Here is a 14,756-nt window from a genome sequence, read left to right as displayed (position 1 = left end):
CCTTCTTATAGAAAAACCCTTGTATGCACGAAGACAACACAAGGGTCAAGCAATCATTCTGCTAGCTACCTCGGTAGGATTTTTAAGTGTTCACCCCTACGGTCTTCGGCAATATATTCAACAAAATTTATTCTAAATCAATTTTTCAATTTTGTCAATGTTTTTATTCGTTGACTCTGGTCGGGTTTACCTTTACTCCCGGTCCCATCGTACTGCTTACCGCAACGGATCTCAGGTACTGTCCCTTTGCCGCGGCAGGTTTCGCCTTAACGATTGCTTCCATCAATACAAAGAAGTTCTCAGATAGTTTTTCCGGTCCAAAAGATACTTTTCCGATTGGAACGTGGATGATGTTTGTTTTGTCCAAACGATACTCCACCTTACCCGCTTTGATCTCTTCGATCGCTTTTGCAACATCCTGTGTTACGGTTCCCGATTTCGGGTTCGGCATCAAGCCCTTGGGTCCAAGCACGCGGCCAAGTCGTCCGATTACACCCATCATATCGGGTGTTGCTACGATGACATCAAAATCAAACCAGTTTTCGGTTTGGATCTTGGTAGCCATATCTTCCGCTCCGACAAAGTCGGCTCCTGCCTGTTCCGCTTCCGTTGCTTTTTCCCCTTTTGCAAAGACCAAAACCCTCTTGGTTTTTCCTGTTCCGTGAGGCAGAACGACCGCTCCACGAACCTGTTGGTCAGCGTGTCTGGAATCTACGCCCAATTTGATGTGTGCTTCCACTGTTTCGTCGAACTTCGCAGATGCAACATCTGTAACGACTTTTAGGGCTTCAGAAGCATCATACAAATTGCTTCTATCGTATTTCTCGATAGCAGCCTTGTATTTTTTACTCAATTTCGCCATTTTTTACATCCTCCTTGTGGTTTTAACGGTAAATGTTGTGATATTTGCCTCCCACCAATCTATATCAGCAAATAGAATTAATCTTCTACAACGATTCCCATACTTCTTGCAGTTCCTGCAATCATACTCATAGCCGCTTCAACGGATGCAGCGTTAAGGTCATTCATTTTCACTTCTGCAATTTCTCTCACTTGTGCGGAAGTAATTTTTGCAACCTTGTTTTTGTTCGGCTCGCCCGAACCTTTTTCGATCTTTACCGCTTTTTTAAGCAATACTGCAGCCGGTGGAGTCTTAGTGATAAAGGTAAAGGATCTGTCCGCAAACACAGTGATTACTACCGGAATGATATATCCCGCCTGATCCGCTGTTTTCGCGTTGAATTCTTTACAAAATCCCATGATGTTTACTCCGTGCTGTCCAAGTGCAGGTCCTACCGGTGGTGCCGGTGTTGCCTTTCCCGCTTCGATCTGCAATTTGATCTGTCCAATAACTTTTTTCGCCATGTGTCTTGACACCTCCAATACAGTTTAGTATCTGTCTTCTTCTTTTTCTATCTGGGAAACTTCAATATCCATCAAAGTCTCTCTGTCTCCAAACATATAGATCTTGATCTTTGCCATTCCCTTTTCTTTTTGGATTCCCTGGACTTCTCCGGTAAATCCTTCAAATACTCCGCTCTTGACAACGACCTTCTCTCCAACCTCAAAATCGGTTCTGTATACCTTCTTGGGAGCTTCTTCCAGTCCCATGTTGATCACTTCCTGCTGTGTCAACGGAATCGGCTTTGAATTAGGTCCGACGAAGCCCGTGACGCCCTTGGTATTTCGCACAACATACCACGATTCGTCCGTAACGATCATCTTGACCAAACAATAGCCCGGAAAAATCTTACGAGACCTCGTATATCTCTTTCCGTTCTTTTCTTCAATCACTTCTTCCTCAGGAACGGATACTGCAAGGATGATATCCTCCATGTTCCTATTTTGAACCGCTTTTTCAATTGTAGCCTTGACCTTTTTTTCATGTCCGGAATAGGTATGAATCACATACCATTTGGCTTGTTCCAAGTCCGCCATAGATAATCGCCCTATGAGAAAATCCTCTCAAGGGCTGACCCTCCTTTTAGTTTATTCCTATCAGTTTTTCAACAACTTTTCCAACCACAGTATCCACTGCAAAGATGAATACAGCTGTTGCTACTACCATCAAAATTACGGTTAGAGTATGCTCTGACAGTTCTTCCCTTGAAGGCCAGTGAACTTTTTTCAGTTCGGTTTTCACCTCGGCAAGATATGATTTCTTTGCCTTGCTGTTTGTTTCCGTACTAGTCGGCACGCTAATCACACCCTTCGTTATTTCGTTTCTTTATGAGTTGTGTGCTTTTTGCAGAACTTGCAATACTTTTGAAGTTCAATACGCTCAGGATCGTTCTTCTTGTTCTTCATTGTATTGTAATTTCTCTGCTTACACTCTTGACATGCCAATGTTACTTTTACTCTCATTTAAGTGCACCTCCTATTAATTGTTCAATTAGAAGGATCTATTTAGTGCATAGATTGGTGTAAAAAATAATATACCAATAAAATTTATCACATATAAAAAAGATTGTCAATAATCCCTCAACATAAAGCATAAAAAGAGAAGCCGCAATCTTTGTGTGATGTATCCTCGGTATCCTATTGCTTCCACATTATATAAGCAAGACTCTTTTTTGTCAATCCCGAGTTTAAATAATTTCGCTCTTATAAAATTTTAAACTCGCTCTTTCTCTCGATCACTATATTATGTTCTTCCATGTAAAGAGGACGGCACCTCTCGATACCGACCTCCCTTACCTTCTTCGGTCCATCTCTTTAGATTTTTACGATCCAACCATCCGGAGCTTCGACCGTTCCCCACTGGATGCCCGTCAAGGTATTATAGAGTTGCGTAACCTTGGGACCCACGGTGTCTCCTTCACAGAAGACGGTTTCTTTTCCGTTGTGCATAATGGATTTGATCGGCGAGATCACCGCTGCGGTTCCACATGCTCCCGCTTCGACGAACTCATCGATGTTGTCGATCGGACAATCCCTCTCCTCGACCTTCATATTGAGATAATGCTCCGCTAAGTAAAGAAGCGATCTCTTGGTAATACTTGGCAGGATCGACGGAGACTTGGGAGTAACAAAGACATTGTCTTTGGTAATTCCGAAGAAATTCGCCGCTCCGACTTCTTCGATCTTGGTATGAGTTGCCGGATCGAGGTAGATTGCATCCGCATATCCCTGCTCGACCGCTTCCGCATGAGGAAGCAGGCTGCCCGCATAGTTTCCTCCGACTTTAATGCCTCCGGTTCCCATAGGAGCGGCTCTGTCGTACTCGGTCGTGATAAACGAAACAGGCTTCATTCCGCCCTTGAAGTAAGCACCTACCGGTGTACAGAATACCGTAAACAGATAATCCTGAGCAGGTTTAACTCCCACCATATCGCCAACTCCTATATAGAGCGGTCGTATGTATAGGCTTGCTCCCGTTCCGTACGGAGGTATAAATTCCTCATTGGCCTTTACCACCTGCTTGACGGCATCGACAAAAACATCCACAGGAATGACCGGCATCAACAATCTCTTTGCACTCTCCTGCATTCTTTTCGCATTTTCATCAGGACGGAACAGCACGATCTCATCTTTTGCGTTGCGATATGCTTTAAGACCTTCAAAGCACTGTTGTCCGTAGTGGAGACAAGCCGAACCGTTACTGATGGTCAACGTATTGTCCTCAACCAATTTTCCTTCTTCCCAATTGCCGTTTCGATAATACTTGACATAGCTGAAGTTGGTTCTGTGGTATGCAAATCCCAAGTTTTTCCAATCCAAATTCTGTGCCATAACAACTGCACCCCTCTCTTGATTCCTTCGTTTTGTTTCCTTACCTCCATCTCTTTGCTCCGAAGCGAAAGAGGTCTTCTCTAATTCTCAAAGCAAAAAGATGACAAATCCGAAAATAACTGTTACAATAACATCTATCTTCTCAATGAGAACCTTCCACCGTTATCGCTTGAATCGCCTGCCGATGTTGTTAAAACTACATGCTTGCTTGAACAGTTACATCGTCGGCACTCCATTCGAACAACAGCATATAGACGATCTCATTCGAAAGATTTGTACCCCTTGTTGAAACAATACAGGTTTATACTATTATTGTATCAGTATGTTAAAGTTCTTGCAAATCTTTTTGAAAGAAAGATCTCTGCAATTTTTCCGCCGGTTGCTTTGCTATAAGTATGCGGGCTTTTACCGAGTTTGTCCGGATCTGCTCGGAGCATGGTACAGACAAAACAATAACCCTGTGTATGTCGTCAGCTTTGAGAGGAAAACAAGTCATTTGTACAATCCTGTGTTTCGCTTACTCGGTTGTACGCTCTGAGATCTACAGGCATACAACTCATGTTTGGCAAACATACCTTCTGTTTTCCTGAACATTCAAACGGAACATCGTATTAACTCTATTCTCTGTTTGATACTATTTTTCAATAGAAGTATGGATATATCTATTTTTAAATCTATGAAAAATAGGGAGACACCGCATAATTCAAAGTATCATCGTAAAATATAAGTACTGAATTTCTCTAAAGTGTTGATTTGAAAAGGTTTCATTTCTTGCAAATCAATAGGAAAATCAAGATTTCATATTTGTGCGGTATTTCCTTGGTTTATCTTCTATTATGGGTCACAGATTGTTTATATCTACAATTCAAGGGAAGAATAGTATGAAATGTGAAGTATGAAACCTATATCATACTCGCAAAAACAAGTTACAGGATGGTATGCTTCAAAGTGTTCAACCTTTTAATTATATTATATAGATAACCGTATAACAAAAAGACAGATAAGGATATCATTATGGAAACACCTTTTTCAAGAACGGAACTGATCTACGGTGCGGATGCACTGCCCTTGCTGTCCTCCCTACACATTGCCGTCTTCGGAGTGGGCGGCGTGGGAAGCTATGCAGCGGAGGCCCTTGCCCGCACGGGAGTGGGAGAACTTACCCTTGTGGACTTCGATGAGATTGCAGCGAGTAACCTCAACAGACAACTCCCTGCACTCACATCCACCATCGGCAAAAGCAAGGTGGATGTGATGGCAAAGAGGCTCGTTGATATCAACCCCGAACTGATCGTACATCCGATCGCCGAGAGGTTTGATCTTAAAACCTCTCAAAAACTCTTAGAGCCTCACTATGACTTTGTCCTGGACTGCATCGATATGGTCAGCTCCAAGATCCATTTGATTGAAACCTGCATTGCCAAAGAAACCCCCATCATCTCTTCGATGGGAATGGCCTCCCACAAAGATCCCGGGAAGATTCAAGTGTCCGATATCTCCAAGACACATATGTGCCCTTTAGCAAAGGTAATGAGGAGAGAGTTGAAAAACAGGGGGATAGGGCATCTTCCGGTCGTCTTTTCAACGGAGGAGGTCACTCTTCCCTACAAAAAGGTCTTCTCCGAGTCCGGAAAACAGATCAACGGAAGCCTGGCCTTTGTAACGGGGGTCGCGGGGATGTATATGGCAGCCTATGTTTTAAATAATGTTTTGGGCAGCAAGAAATCTATCCTATAAGAAAAGAGTGTGAATATCATACGAAGTCATAAAGGGATACCTGCGAAGAGCAGGGTTTTTGAAAACTTTCTTTTCAAAACCATGATTTGAAAAATGGCAAAAAAGATTTTGAAGGATAACCAACAATTCAAAAAAACAGCATGAAACCGGTTTTATATGAGGGGCATACTTCTCAAAACCATTCATTTCACAAGCTTTCTATTATATATTAAAATCAAGAGAACGGCACAGTATCGCTTTGTGCGGTATTTCCATAACTATAACATTCAAAAAGGAGGAAGAGCGTTGAAAGTAATCGGGATCATCGCGGAGTACAACCCGTTTCATAACGGACACCTGTACCATATCAATCGTTCCGTCTCAATGACCAAGACAAAAAATGTTGTAGTCATCATGAGCGGAAACTTCGTTCAACGTGGAGAGTGCGCCATCATAGACAAACACCTTCGTGCCAAGACCGCCGTCCAAAACGGAGCTTCCCTCGTGCTGGAACTTCCGACACTATATGCGACACAAAGTGCGGATCTCTTTGCCAAGGGTGCGGTAGACATACTCAACAGCCTGGGGATCATCGACTACCTCTCCTTCGGGAGCGAAAGCGGAAACCTTGAGAGTCTCTCTTCGGTCGCCTCCTTCATCCATGAAGAGCCTCACGAGTACAAGATTTTATTAAAATCCTATCTCAAAGAAGGACTTTCATTTCCTCGAGCCCGCAGCAGAGCTCTGGAAGTTCTTACAGGGATAGGCTCCATCTCGACACCCAATGATGTTCTGGGAGTGGAATACCTCAAACATCTTCTACGTTCTTCAAGCGGCATCAAGCCGATCCTTGTTCCCAGAAAAGGAGCGGGACACAACGATACACAGATTCACGAAGGGCTCTCAAGCGCCACGTCGATCAGGGACTATCTGGAACAGATGTCAAAGGAGTTTTGTGGGATCTCTCCTCTAAGCTCTTTGGAAATTCTGTCTTCCATCCCTCCATCCACTTTGGATGCCCTCCTGTATTCTCATGCCAACTATCGTTGGATGAACACCGATGTATTCCTGCCCGATATCAAGACCATCATCCTGCGGGAAATGCAGGAGATCAAACGTTACTTCGAAGTTTCGGAGGGACTGGAGAACCGCATCTACGAGAACTTTCTGGACTCGGTGAGCCTGGAAGACATTTGTATGAAGATAAAGACTAAACGCTATACCCTTACAAGGATCCGCCACATCCTTCTGAACATCCTGCTCAACATTACCAAGGATACAATGAAACGTCTGATCTCATCGGAAGATGTCGGATATGCACGCATTCTCGCCTTCGACGAAACGGGGCGAAAACTTCTGAAGAAATGTAATCCCCGCCTTCCATTGATCAACAAAGCTTCTTCATTCCGTCCGGAGAATGAGAAGCAGGAACTGCTTTGGAAGAGCGATCACATTGCCGATACCCTGTATTACAGCAGGTATGATTCGCCGTTTTCCAACAGCTTCGTCCTGTCCCCGGTCTTTGTTGCAAAGCGAAGTGAATAACAACACAAAAGAGAGCGGAAGTATTCTCTTATCCGCTCTCTTTTGTCATTGAAATCTTATTCGTTTCTATACTATCCATTCGAACCCTTGATATCCATAATCTTTTTACTATTATCCGGTAAAATTGACAATTTGAATGCTTTGAAACCTGGAATCCTCCAACTTTGTTTCGTAAGGATTTATTCTGTATACCCGGCATTTGAAATGAAGAATAGTATTAAGGAGATATCTCACAATTTGAAGAAGCAGAAGAAATTCAGCTGTTCTTGGGCAAACACATTTCTGAAACCTCTCATTTTAGAGACTTTCCATATCCTGCAAAACAAAATCATTTTGTGTCTTTGTGCGGTACTTCTTTAACAGTTTCTACGCCTTTAAAGATTCCTTGAGGATAGCGATAACATCCTGCTTGCTCAAAACCTTATAGCCCCCGTCCAGAATAACCGTACCTTCCGCTATCCCTTCGAGCATATCCTCGGTGACTCCGAGTTCTCCGGCGTTCATAACAACTCCCACTTCCTTCATCCAAGCTTCCATCCTTTCAAGACCTTCCAAGGCGATCTGCTCGTCGGTCTTTCCTTCCGCCTTGACTTCCCATACACTGACGGCATATCTCTTGAACTTGTGCAGTCCGTAAGGAAGGATGTGTCTGTAATAAGGAAGTGAGACTGAAGACAGGGTCATACCGTGGGTCGCGTCCGTGTAGGCCCCGATGCTCTGACCTATCATATGCACCATCCAGTCCTGAGTCTTCGCCTTACCTATCATGGTGTTAAGAGCCATGGTCGCCGTCCACATAATATTACTTCGGGCCTCATAGTTGTTCGGCTCTTTGACCGCGATCCTCGTACTGTGGATCAAAGATCTGAGCAGACCTTCCGCCAAGTAGTCGGAGGTATTGTCGTCCTCTCCCGAAAAATACTGCTCCAAAATGTGGGACATAATGTCAAAGAACCCTGATACCATCTGATACTTGGGCAGACTGAAGGTGTAGACGGGATCAAGGATGGAGAACTTCGGCATCAGTTCTTCCCTGAACACATGACCGATCTTAAGCTTTCGTTCTTCATTTGTGATGACCGAGCCCCCGTTCATCTCGGAGCCGGTGCCTACCATCGTGAGAACACAACCGATCGGAAGTACCTTGTTATCAGGCTCCTCCGACCTCATAAAGAACTTCTCCCACGGATCTTCCTCGCAGAAGATAGAGGCAGACAAAGCCTTTGCATAGTCACAGACGGAGCCTCCTCCGATCGCAAGGATGAACTCCACCTCGTTTGCTCTTGCAACTTCGATCCCCTCATAGAGTTTGGCAAGGGTCGGGTTGGGCATTACCCCCGGCAACTCGACAATCGTCTTGCCTTCTTCTTCCAAGACGGCCCTCACCTCGTCGTATATTCCGTTCTTCTTGATGGATCCACCCCCATAGACAAGAAGTATCTTCCGTCCATAACTTTTCATTTCCCTCTTCAGATACTTCAATGACCCTTGCCCGAAGTAGATCTTCGTAGGATTTGCATACTTAAAATTTCCCAGCATTTCAACTTCCCCCTTATCGGTTTCCATACAAAATAAGTAACTGCCTATTCTTGCTATTATTGCAAAAAATTGGCTACACCTGTAACAATTTACACTTTTCTACCTTCTTATTCTACCCCATATCCTCACTGCTCTACCTTTTATTTTGAAATACAGACTCATTCGTACCATGGAAACACCGAATAAGAGCAAGCTTCTTATTTTTCTTGAGTTTACAAAACGCAGAATACTGCAAAAAAGCATAATACTATTTTTCAATAGAAGTATGGATATATCTGTTTTAGATGACGAAAAACTATGTTGTCTTCTATGGGTCACAGATTATTTATATCCACTACTCAAAAGAATAATAGTATAAGAACTATCTCGGATCTCAAGAAATAGTCATCTTTCTTGCAAAGTCTCGCTCCTTGATCATTCTTCTATCAGACATACAAAAAGACCGATACCAAACCACATTTTGATACCGGCCCCGTCTTTATTCCTCTTCCTTCTCCAAGGCTTCGGACTTAATCTTCAGTTTTTCCAACTCTTCATAGTTTGCGCTGATACGGGCATTGACCCTCTCCATATCCATCCCGAGTTTTTCGAGGATGTCCTGAGCATAAGAGATCGAACCGTTGCGAAGTTCATTTCCGTCGGCAATGGCTCTCTCGATGATCTCCTTCGCCCTCTGCTCCGCCTTCTTGACAATAACATGTTCCATGATCATCTCTTCGGCTTCTTCTCTCGCCTGCGCCCTGATCTGCTCCGCTTCTTCCTGTGCATCATCTATAAACTTCTGTCTTTCCTTATTGATCCACTCGGCCTGCTTAAAATCCTCCGGCAGACCCAACCTCATATCGCTGATATACGACAAAGCAAGTTCTCTATCGATGGAAACCTTATTCCCGAACAGTGTCTTCGTTCCCTCTTCAAGCATCGATTGAAGCTCATCCAATATCTTTAACACTTCCATGCCTATATCCTCCCTTTCAGTTTCTCTTTCAATTGCTGATACGCCACAGCCGGAACCAGATCGCCTACGCATCCTCCAAACTGCGCCACCTCTTTGACCAGACTCGAACTGAGGTAGGCATAGCTGGGATTCGTCATCAAAAACACGGTATCCACTTGAGGATACAATTTTTTGTTCATCTGTGCCATCTGGATCTCATATTCATAGTCCGAGATTGCTCTCAGACCTCTGATGATGATCTCCATGTTATTCTGCCTGCAATATTCTGCGAGCAGACCCGAAAAACATATGACTTCTATGTTATCCAAGTGTCTCGTTGATTCCTCGATCAACCTCTTTCTCTCTTCAAAACTGAACAGACCCTTTTTTTGAGGATTGACAAGTATGGCTACGGTCAAGTGAGCTGACATGCTCGCCGCTCTCTCTATGATATCCAAATGTCCATTTGTAATAGGATCAAAACTTCCGGGATAAATTGCTCGTTTCATTTTTTCTCTTCTCTCTTTGTTTAAATTTGTTTCCTTCGATATATACAGATCCTCGACTTGGAATACACCTTTTCTTTCGTCCTGATCAATCTCTCCGTCTCCTCTGCGCTCTGTACTCCCTTATCGGTCTCCAGTATCACATACCCGTCCTCACTTAAAATATCGCTTTCATCGATCTCTTTCAAAACGGTTGCAAGCATTTCCCCGTGATATGGAGGATCTACGAATATTATATCAAATTTATTTCCCATTTTGTGGGTTTTTGTCAAAAAAAACGCATAATCCTCGTGAAATATCGTTGTTTTGTCCTCCAAACCGCAGATACTTACGTTCTTTCTTATCAAATCGATCGATCGACGCTCCTTGTCGACAACGACGGCACGGGAAGCTCCCCTGGACAAGGCTTCAATTGCCATGGCCCCCGTTCCTCCGAACAGATCCAAGACCTCAGCCTCCGGGATCTCGAAGGCGATCATGCTGAATACGGCCTCCCTCACCCTGTCGAGGGTGGGTCTTACGCTATAGTCCTCGGGCGGGATAAGTTTCTTTCCCCGCAGTCTTCCCGCAATCACTCTCATCTTGTTTCCTCCTAGTGTAGTAGATTGATATTTAGGCTTATTTAACATCTTCATTACAAGTCGGAATAAGCCGGAAGGTTTCACAGCATAGTTGAAATCACTATGAATTTCAACATATCCTAATGCTAAAGAAATACCGCACAAAGGCAAGTTTTTGGTTTTTCTCCGGTTTTATAAAAAACGAAAATCTGTCATCTCAAGGAAATACTGCACAAAGACACAAAAGGATTTTCCCTTTATTTCACGAAGTGTAGAAACTCCTCCAAGTACACACTTTTGGGAATGACTTCGTTCAAGAAAAACTAATGTTTTACTGCTTTTTCGAATTATGCGGTGTTTTCTCAATATTTTTAAGAATCTCAGCCTTTGTATAATACTATTCTTCCCTTGAGTTGTGGATATAAACGATATCTGATCCGAAGAAAACAAAATAATTTTTTGCAGTCAAAAAATAGATATATCTATACTTCTGTTGGAAAATAATATAAAATCGGTTTTATGACTATTCTTCGAATTATGCGGTATTTCCCTAATTCATAGCAATTTCTCTCAGCTTTCTCTCCATGGTCTTCTCCACCTTTTTCTGGAGGATGAATCGTTCCAGATCCGTGATCTCTTCGCTCTCGTTCAATATTTCTTCCACATCCTCCTTAGCAAGGAGAAGAACCTCCCTGTGTTTCATAAGATCCGCAAGCTTAAATTCGGGCAGGCCGTGTTGGCGCAGTCCCAAGACCTCTCCCGGCCCTCTAAGCTCCAAGTCCTTTTCGGCTATGACAAAGCCGTCGTTCGTCTCCGCCATGACCCTCATCCTCTCCAAAAGAACATCGTTGTATCCCTTGTAAATCAGGTAGCAGTAGGATTGAGCAGCTCCCCGGCCTACGCGTCCGCGCAGCTGATGCAACTGCGAAAGCCCGAACCTCTCCGAATTTTCGATGATCATACAAGTCGCATTGGGCACGTTGATCCCGACCTCGATGACCGTTGTGGAAACCAGCACATCTATGCTCCCTTCCCGATAGCGCGACATAATGTCGTTTTTTTCGCTCGCCTTCATCTTTCCGTGCAAAAGCTCTACACGGTATTCCCGAAAGACACCCGTCTTTAAAGAATCGCACAACTCGGTCGCCGACTTCAGATCCAAGGCCTCGCTCTCCATCACCAGAGGACAGACGATGTAGACCTGCCTTCCCTCCCGAAGCTCCGACAGGGCTCCCTGGTAGGCGATCCTCCTCTTCCTGTCTTCCATCACCTTGGTAACGATCGCCTTGCGACCCTTGGGAAGTTCATCGATGATTGAAATGTCCAGATCCCCCTGTAGCACAAGGCTAAGCGTCCGAGGTATCGGAGTTGCGGTCATCACTAGGATGTGAGGGCTGATCTCATAGTCCCCGGTTAAGCGGTTGCGTTGCTTGACTCCGAAACGATGTTGTTCGTCGGTGATCGTAAGACCGAGTTTTCGAAACCGCACCCCTTCCTGGATGACCGCATGGGTACCTATGACGAGATCGACCTCGCCCTCTTCGATTTTTTGGTAAATCTCCTTCTTTTTCTTGCCCGTAACACTGCCGGACAAAAACTCTATCCTTAAACCGTAGGGCTCGAATATCTTCCGCGCCCCTTCGTAATGCTGTTTTGCCAACACTTCGGTCGGTCCCATCAACACGCTTTGACAGCCGTTCAAAAAACAGAGATAACAGCAGAGCCAAGCGACGATCGTCTTTCCGCTGCCCACATCGCCCTGGACCAGCCTCTGCATGGGCACTTCCTTGGACATATCCTCCAAGAGCTCGCCCAGCACCCTCTCCTGTGCCCCCGTCAACTCAAAGGAGAGAGCAGCTCGAAAGGCCTGTATTTTTTCCTTATCCGTCTTCATCGCATAGGCCTTGGACTTCCCCTGATGTTTTCGGATCCCGAGCAGGCTCATCTGTAAGAAGAACAATTCCTCATAGATCAGCCGATACCTCGCCCTCTTCAGAGCGGAGATATCTTCGGGAAAATGAATGTTTCGAACGGCAAAATCAAGGGGTGCAATCCTCCTCTTCTTCATCAGACGATTCGGAAAAAAGTCCATGATATCGTTGATCTCAAGCAGGGCCGTAGCCATCGCCTTGACGAGTTCATTGTTGCTCAAACCCTGTATGACCGAATAGACGGGATAGATTCGGTTCATCAGCTGATCCCTTCCGTAAGGTTCGATCAAGGGAGAAGAAAACTCCCACCTCTTGCCGACCCTCTGACAGGGGCCGTAAAACTGAATATGATCTCCTACGCGGTAACTGCTGCGGAAGTAGGCTTGATTGTATAGGGTGAGGGTCGCCTGTGCAAGCTCCGTCGCCACCTTGACCTTCGTCAAGACCATCTTGGGTTTCGGCCTGCTCTCCATGATATCGATGATGATGCCGGAAGAAAACACTTTTTCGCACTCGCAGATCTCCTCCAACCTCTTGTAACTCTTCCTGTCCTCGTAACGAAAGGGGTAGTAGCTCAACAGATCTTCCACGGTCTCCACTCCGATCTTTGCAAAGAGCTTCGCCTTTTTTTCTCCTATCCCTTTGATCTCAAGAATATTGTCGCTTAAGACCATGAACCTCCTCCTTCCCATACTCCACTGATCCACACATCTCGGTTTCCTCGTTTTTATTAAGAAAACCGGATTTAGTCTGTCTTTTTGAATTGTACAGTATAGGTTTAAAACCCAGTCTACTGATACATTGATATTCCTATCGGTTTCAACTGGCTGTTAACCTTTTCTCCTTAGGACATACCTCGCAAAGATAGAACTTGTTCTTTCCGTTGTTTTGTAGCAGGCTACGTTCTTGCAAAATAAGTGATTTCACCAATTTTATTTTTTCCTTCATCCGGTTTTCATCCGTCTTTTTGGATCGTGCGGTATCAAGCGTAATGGGGATGAAAAACAAGGCCGGCTGTCCATATACTGCTACACTCGTGAAACAGAGATACAACCGCCGATTTTTATCAGAAGAGGCAAAAAACTTTGAAACGGATGTTTCAGAATGTTTTCGTTTAAAAGTCTCCTCCATATTCTATTCTGAGTCGCAACAAAAACACCCCTCCTACTCCGGAAAGATGCAAAAATATTCTCCGAAACCGTAGGTCGTCTTTTTTCCCAAATGAAGGTACTCGCCAAGCTGAATATACGGCAGATACTGTTCCATATCTCCCTTAAACAGAAGTTCGAACCGATCGCCCTCCAAAAACGAGGTCGCGATCACATAAGGCTTGCGATGGAGCACCGCATAAGGTATAACAAACTCCCTATCCTCATATACATCTATCATTCCCGCTATCCGATAAAAGAGCGCATCAATAAACTCACTGAACCCCCAGGTCAGGTGCATATTGTTTTTGGTAAGCAAAGGTGTCTTAAAACGAATGATCAGTTCCAAACCTCGTTTTTTCTTCTCTAATCTGTTTTCAAAGTCATCCGTCCATACCGACTCTCGGATCATATCTTCTTCAAAACAATCCTCCATCGCCCACAGAACCTTTTTCTCGGCCTGCGAAAAGATTTCCACCAATGTAAAATGCTTACTGAAACCCCATTTGACATCTCGAAATACCGTCTTTACGACTTCGACCAGATGCTGCTTGTAACGAACAGCCTCCCCAAAGAGAGTAACCGAAAAAACCGACCTTTCACCCTTTGAGATGACTTCTCTGTCAAGCTCTGCAACACCTATCACAAAAGGAACGGGTAAGGATGTAAACTCCGGATGCTTACGAACAGGCTTAAACACATCGCTGTAAATACACCCTCCCTCAAAGGTACAATCGACGCATAAAGGATTACGTTCCGGACAAAACAGGTGGACCATCGCCTGCCCGATCGCTCCCCTGACCTTGTTCCCTACAAAACCCCTACTTCTATAATCTTGAGTCGCCTCAATACAAAACTCCAACTTCAAAAATCTCAGTCGATTCATCATATCTCCTTCCGGTCATCCATTTCGGTCTCTTGCCGCCCATTATCGTAACTAAGTACCGGCTTTACTTCATACTGTTATTAAATCATATTTTGAAGTAAAACGCTACAAATTTCAGATTTTTTGTTCGGTCTTTTGTTCAGGAATTCTAATTTCTTGCCCTGTAACTCGTTTGAGAGCAGGAGCGGAGCAATATCGTTTGACTTCAATAAGGGTGATGCCATATACCACAGCAATAAAAAAGAAGGGAGCACGG

The 14,756-nt window shown here is 44.3% G+C and carries 13 protein-coding genes, 1 pseudogene and 1 other annotated feature; of the genes and pseudogenes, 2 read left to right on the top strand and 12 right to left on the bottom strand.

Annotation, left to right across the window (positions count from 1 at the left end; translation table 11 throughout):
* Position 1 precedes the first annotated feature (1 nt).
* Positions 2 to 127, bottom strand: a sequence feature (ribosomal protein L10 leader region).
* A 36-nt stretch (positions 128 to 163) separates the two neighbouring features.
* The 6 genes and pseudogenes from rplA to ACFO4R_RS03245 form a co-directional block, all read right to left on the bottom strand.
* Complete coding sequence (gene rplA / locus ACFO4R_RS03270; RefSeq protein ID WP_379787580.1) at positions 164 to 862, bottom strand: 50S ribosomal protein L1; 699 nt, start codon at positions 860 to 862, stop codon at positions 164 to 166.
* A gap of 77 nt (positions 863 to 939) precedes the next feature.
* Positions 940 to 1,365 (bottom strand): 50S ribosomal protein L11, encoded by a 426-nt coding sequence (gene rplK, locus ACFO4R_RS03265; protein WP_379787579.1) that lies wholly within the window; start codon positions 1,363 to 1,365, stop codon positions 940 to 942.
* 24 nt (positions 1,366 to 1,389) lie between these two features.
* Entirely contained in the window at positions 1,390 to 1,938 is a 549-nt protein-coding gene (gene nusG, locus ACFO4R_RS03260; protein WP_379787578.1) for a transcription termination/antitermination protein NusG, read from the bottom strand.
* A 46-nt stretch (positions 1,939 to 1,984) separates the two neighbouring features.
* Entirely contained in the window at positions 1,985 to 2,197 is a 213-nt protein-coding gene (secE, locus tag ACFO4R_RS03255; RefSeq protein WP_379787577.1) for a preprotein translocase subunit SecE, read from the bottom strand.
* A 17-nt stretch (positions 2,198 to 2,214) separates the two neighbouring features.
* Positions 2,215 to 2,364, bottom strand: coding sequence for a 50S ribosomal protein L33 (gene rpmG / locus ACFO4R_RS03250; protein WP_379787576.1), 150 nt, complete (start codon positions 2,362 to 2,364; stop codon positions 2,215 to 2,217).
* A gap of 351 nt (positions 2,365 to 2,715) precedes the next feature.
* Positions 2,716 to 3,738: pseudogene (locus tag ACFO4R_RS03245) on the bottom strand (branched-chain amino acid aminotransferase); the annotation flags it as partial.
* Between the two features lie 1,008 nt (positions 3,739 to 4,746).
* On the opposite strand from ACFO4R_RS03245, the gene ACFO4R_RS03240 reads away from it, so the two are divergent.
* Together ACFO4R_RS03240 and ACFO4R_RS03235 are read left to right on the top strand one after the other, a co-directional pair.
* Positions 4,747 to 5,469 (top strand): tRNA threonylcarbamoyladenosine dehydratase, encoded by a 723-nt coding sequence (locus ACFO4R_RS03240; RefSeq protein ID WP_379787575.1) that lies wholly within the window; start codon positions 4,747 to 4,749, stop codon positions 5,467 to 5,469.
* A gap of 285 nt (positions 5,470 to 5,754) precedes the next feature.
* Positions 5,755 to 6,993, top strand: a complete 1,239-nt coding sequence (locus ACFO4R_RS03235; protein WP_379787574.1) for a nucleotidyltransferase — start codon at positions 5,755 to 5,757, stop codon at positions 6,991 to 6,993.
* A gap of 366 nt (positions 6,994 to 7,359) precedes the next feature.
* Here the strand turns inward: ACFO4R_RS03235 and ACFO4R_RS03230 are convergent, their stop codons facing one another.
* From ACFO4R_RS03230 to cas6, 6 genes are all read right to left on the bottom strand, one after another.
* Entirely contained in the window at positions 7,360 to 8,532 is a 1,173-nt protein-coding gene (locus ACFO4R_RS03230) for an iron-containing alcohol dehydrogenase (RefSeq protein ID WP_379787573.1), read from the bottom strand.
* 478 nt (positions 8,533 to 9,010) lie between these two features.
* Complete coding sequence (locus ACFO4R_RS03225; RefSeq protein ID WP_379787572.1) at positions 9,011 to 9,490, bottom strand: ATP synthase subunit B family protein; 480 nt, start codon at positions 9,488 to 9,490, stop codon at positions 9,011 to 9,013.
* 2 nt (positions 9,491 to 9,492) lie between these two features.
* Positions 9,493 to 9,978, bottom strand: a complete 486-nt coding sequence (coaD, locus tag ACFO4R_RS03220; RefSeq protein WP_379787571.1) for a pantetheine-phosphate adenylyltransferase — start codon at positions 9,976 to 9,978, stop codon at positions 9,493 to 9,495.
* A gap of 20 nt (positions 9,979 to 9,998) precedes the next feature.
* Positions 9,999 to 10,556 carry a 16S rRNA (guanine(966)-N(2))-methyltransferase RsmD gene (rsmD, locus tag ACFO4R_RS03215; protein WP_379787570.1) on the bottom strand — a complete coding sequence of 186 codons (558 nt, stop codon included), beginning with the start codon at positions 10,554 to 10,556 and terminating at the stop codon, positions 9,999 to 10,001.
* 529 nt (positions 10,557 to 11,085) lie between these two features.
* Positions 11,086 to 13,173 carry an ATP-dependent DNA helicase RecG gene (gene recG / locus ACFO4R_RS03210; RefSeq protein WP_379787569.1) on the bottom strand — a complete coding sequence of 696 codons (2,088 nt, stop codon included), beginning with the start codon at positions 13,171 to 13,173 and terminating at the stop codon, positions 11,086 to 11,088.
* Positions 13,174 to 13,630: 457 nt separating this feature from the next.
* Positions 13,631 to 14,500 (bottom strand): CRISPR system precrRNA processing endoribonuclease RAMP protein Cas6, encoded by an 870-nt coding sequence (gene cas6, locus ACFO4R_RS03205; RefSeq protein WP_379787568.1) that lies wholly within the window; start codon positions 14,498 to 14,500, stop codon positions 13,631 to 13,633.
* Between the last annotated feature and the right edge of the window lie 256 nt (positions 14,501 to 14,756).

The organism is Filifactor villosus, assembly GCF_042652965.1.
Classification (GTDB): domain Bacteria; phylum Bacillota; class Clostridia; order Peptostreptococcales; family Filifactoraceae; genus Filifactor; species Filifactor villosus.
This window is presented reverse-complemented; position numbering and strand designations above follow the sequence as displayed.

Coding starts and splice junctions, on each gene's coding strand:
- rplK (WP_379787579.1), bottom strand. CDS start 1,365: ATGGCGAAAAAAGTTATTGGACAGATCAAATTGCAGATCGAAGCGGGA.
- rsmD (WP_379787570.1), bottom strand. CDS start 10,556: ATGAGAGTGATTGCGGGAAGACTGCGGGGAAAGAAACTTATCCCGCCC.
- ACFO4R_RS03240 (WP_379787575.1), top strand. CDS start 4,747: ATGGAAACACCTTTTTCAAGAACGGAACTGATCTACGGTGCGGATGCA.
- rplA (WP_379787580.1), bottom strand. CDS start 862: ATGGCGAAATTGAGTAAAAAATACAAGGCTGCTATCGAGAAATACGAT.
- rpmG (WP_379787576.1), bottom strand. CDS start 2,364: ATGAGAGTAAAAGTAACATTGGCATGTCAAGAGTGTAAGCAGAGAAAT.
- nusG (WP_379787578.1), bottom strand. CDS start 1,938: ATGGCGGACTTGGAACAAGCCAAATGGTATGTGATTCATACCTATTCC.
- cas6 (WP_379787568.1), bottom strand. CDS start 14,500: ATGAATCGACTGAGATTTTTGAAGTTGGAGTTTTGTATTGAGGCGACT.
- ACFO4R_RS03225 (WP_379787572.1), bottom strand. CDS start 9,490: ATGGAAGTGTTAAAGATATTGGATGAGCTTCAATCGATGCTTGAAGAG.
- ACFO4R_RS03230 (WP_379787573.1), bottom strand. CDS start 8,532: ATGCTGGGAAATTTTAAGTATGCAAATCCTACGAAGATCTACTTCGGG.
- coaD (WP_379787571.1), bottom strand. CDS start 9,978: ATGAAACGAGCAATTTATCCCGGAAGTTTTGATCCTATTACAAATGGA.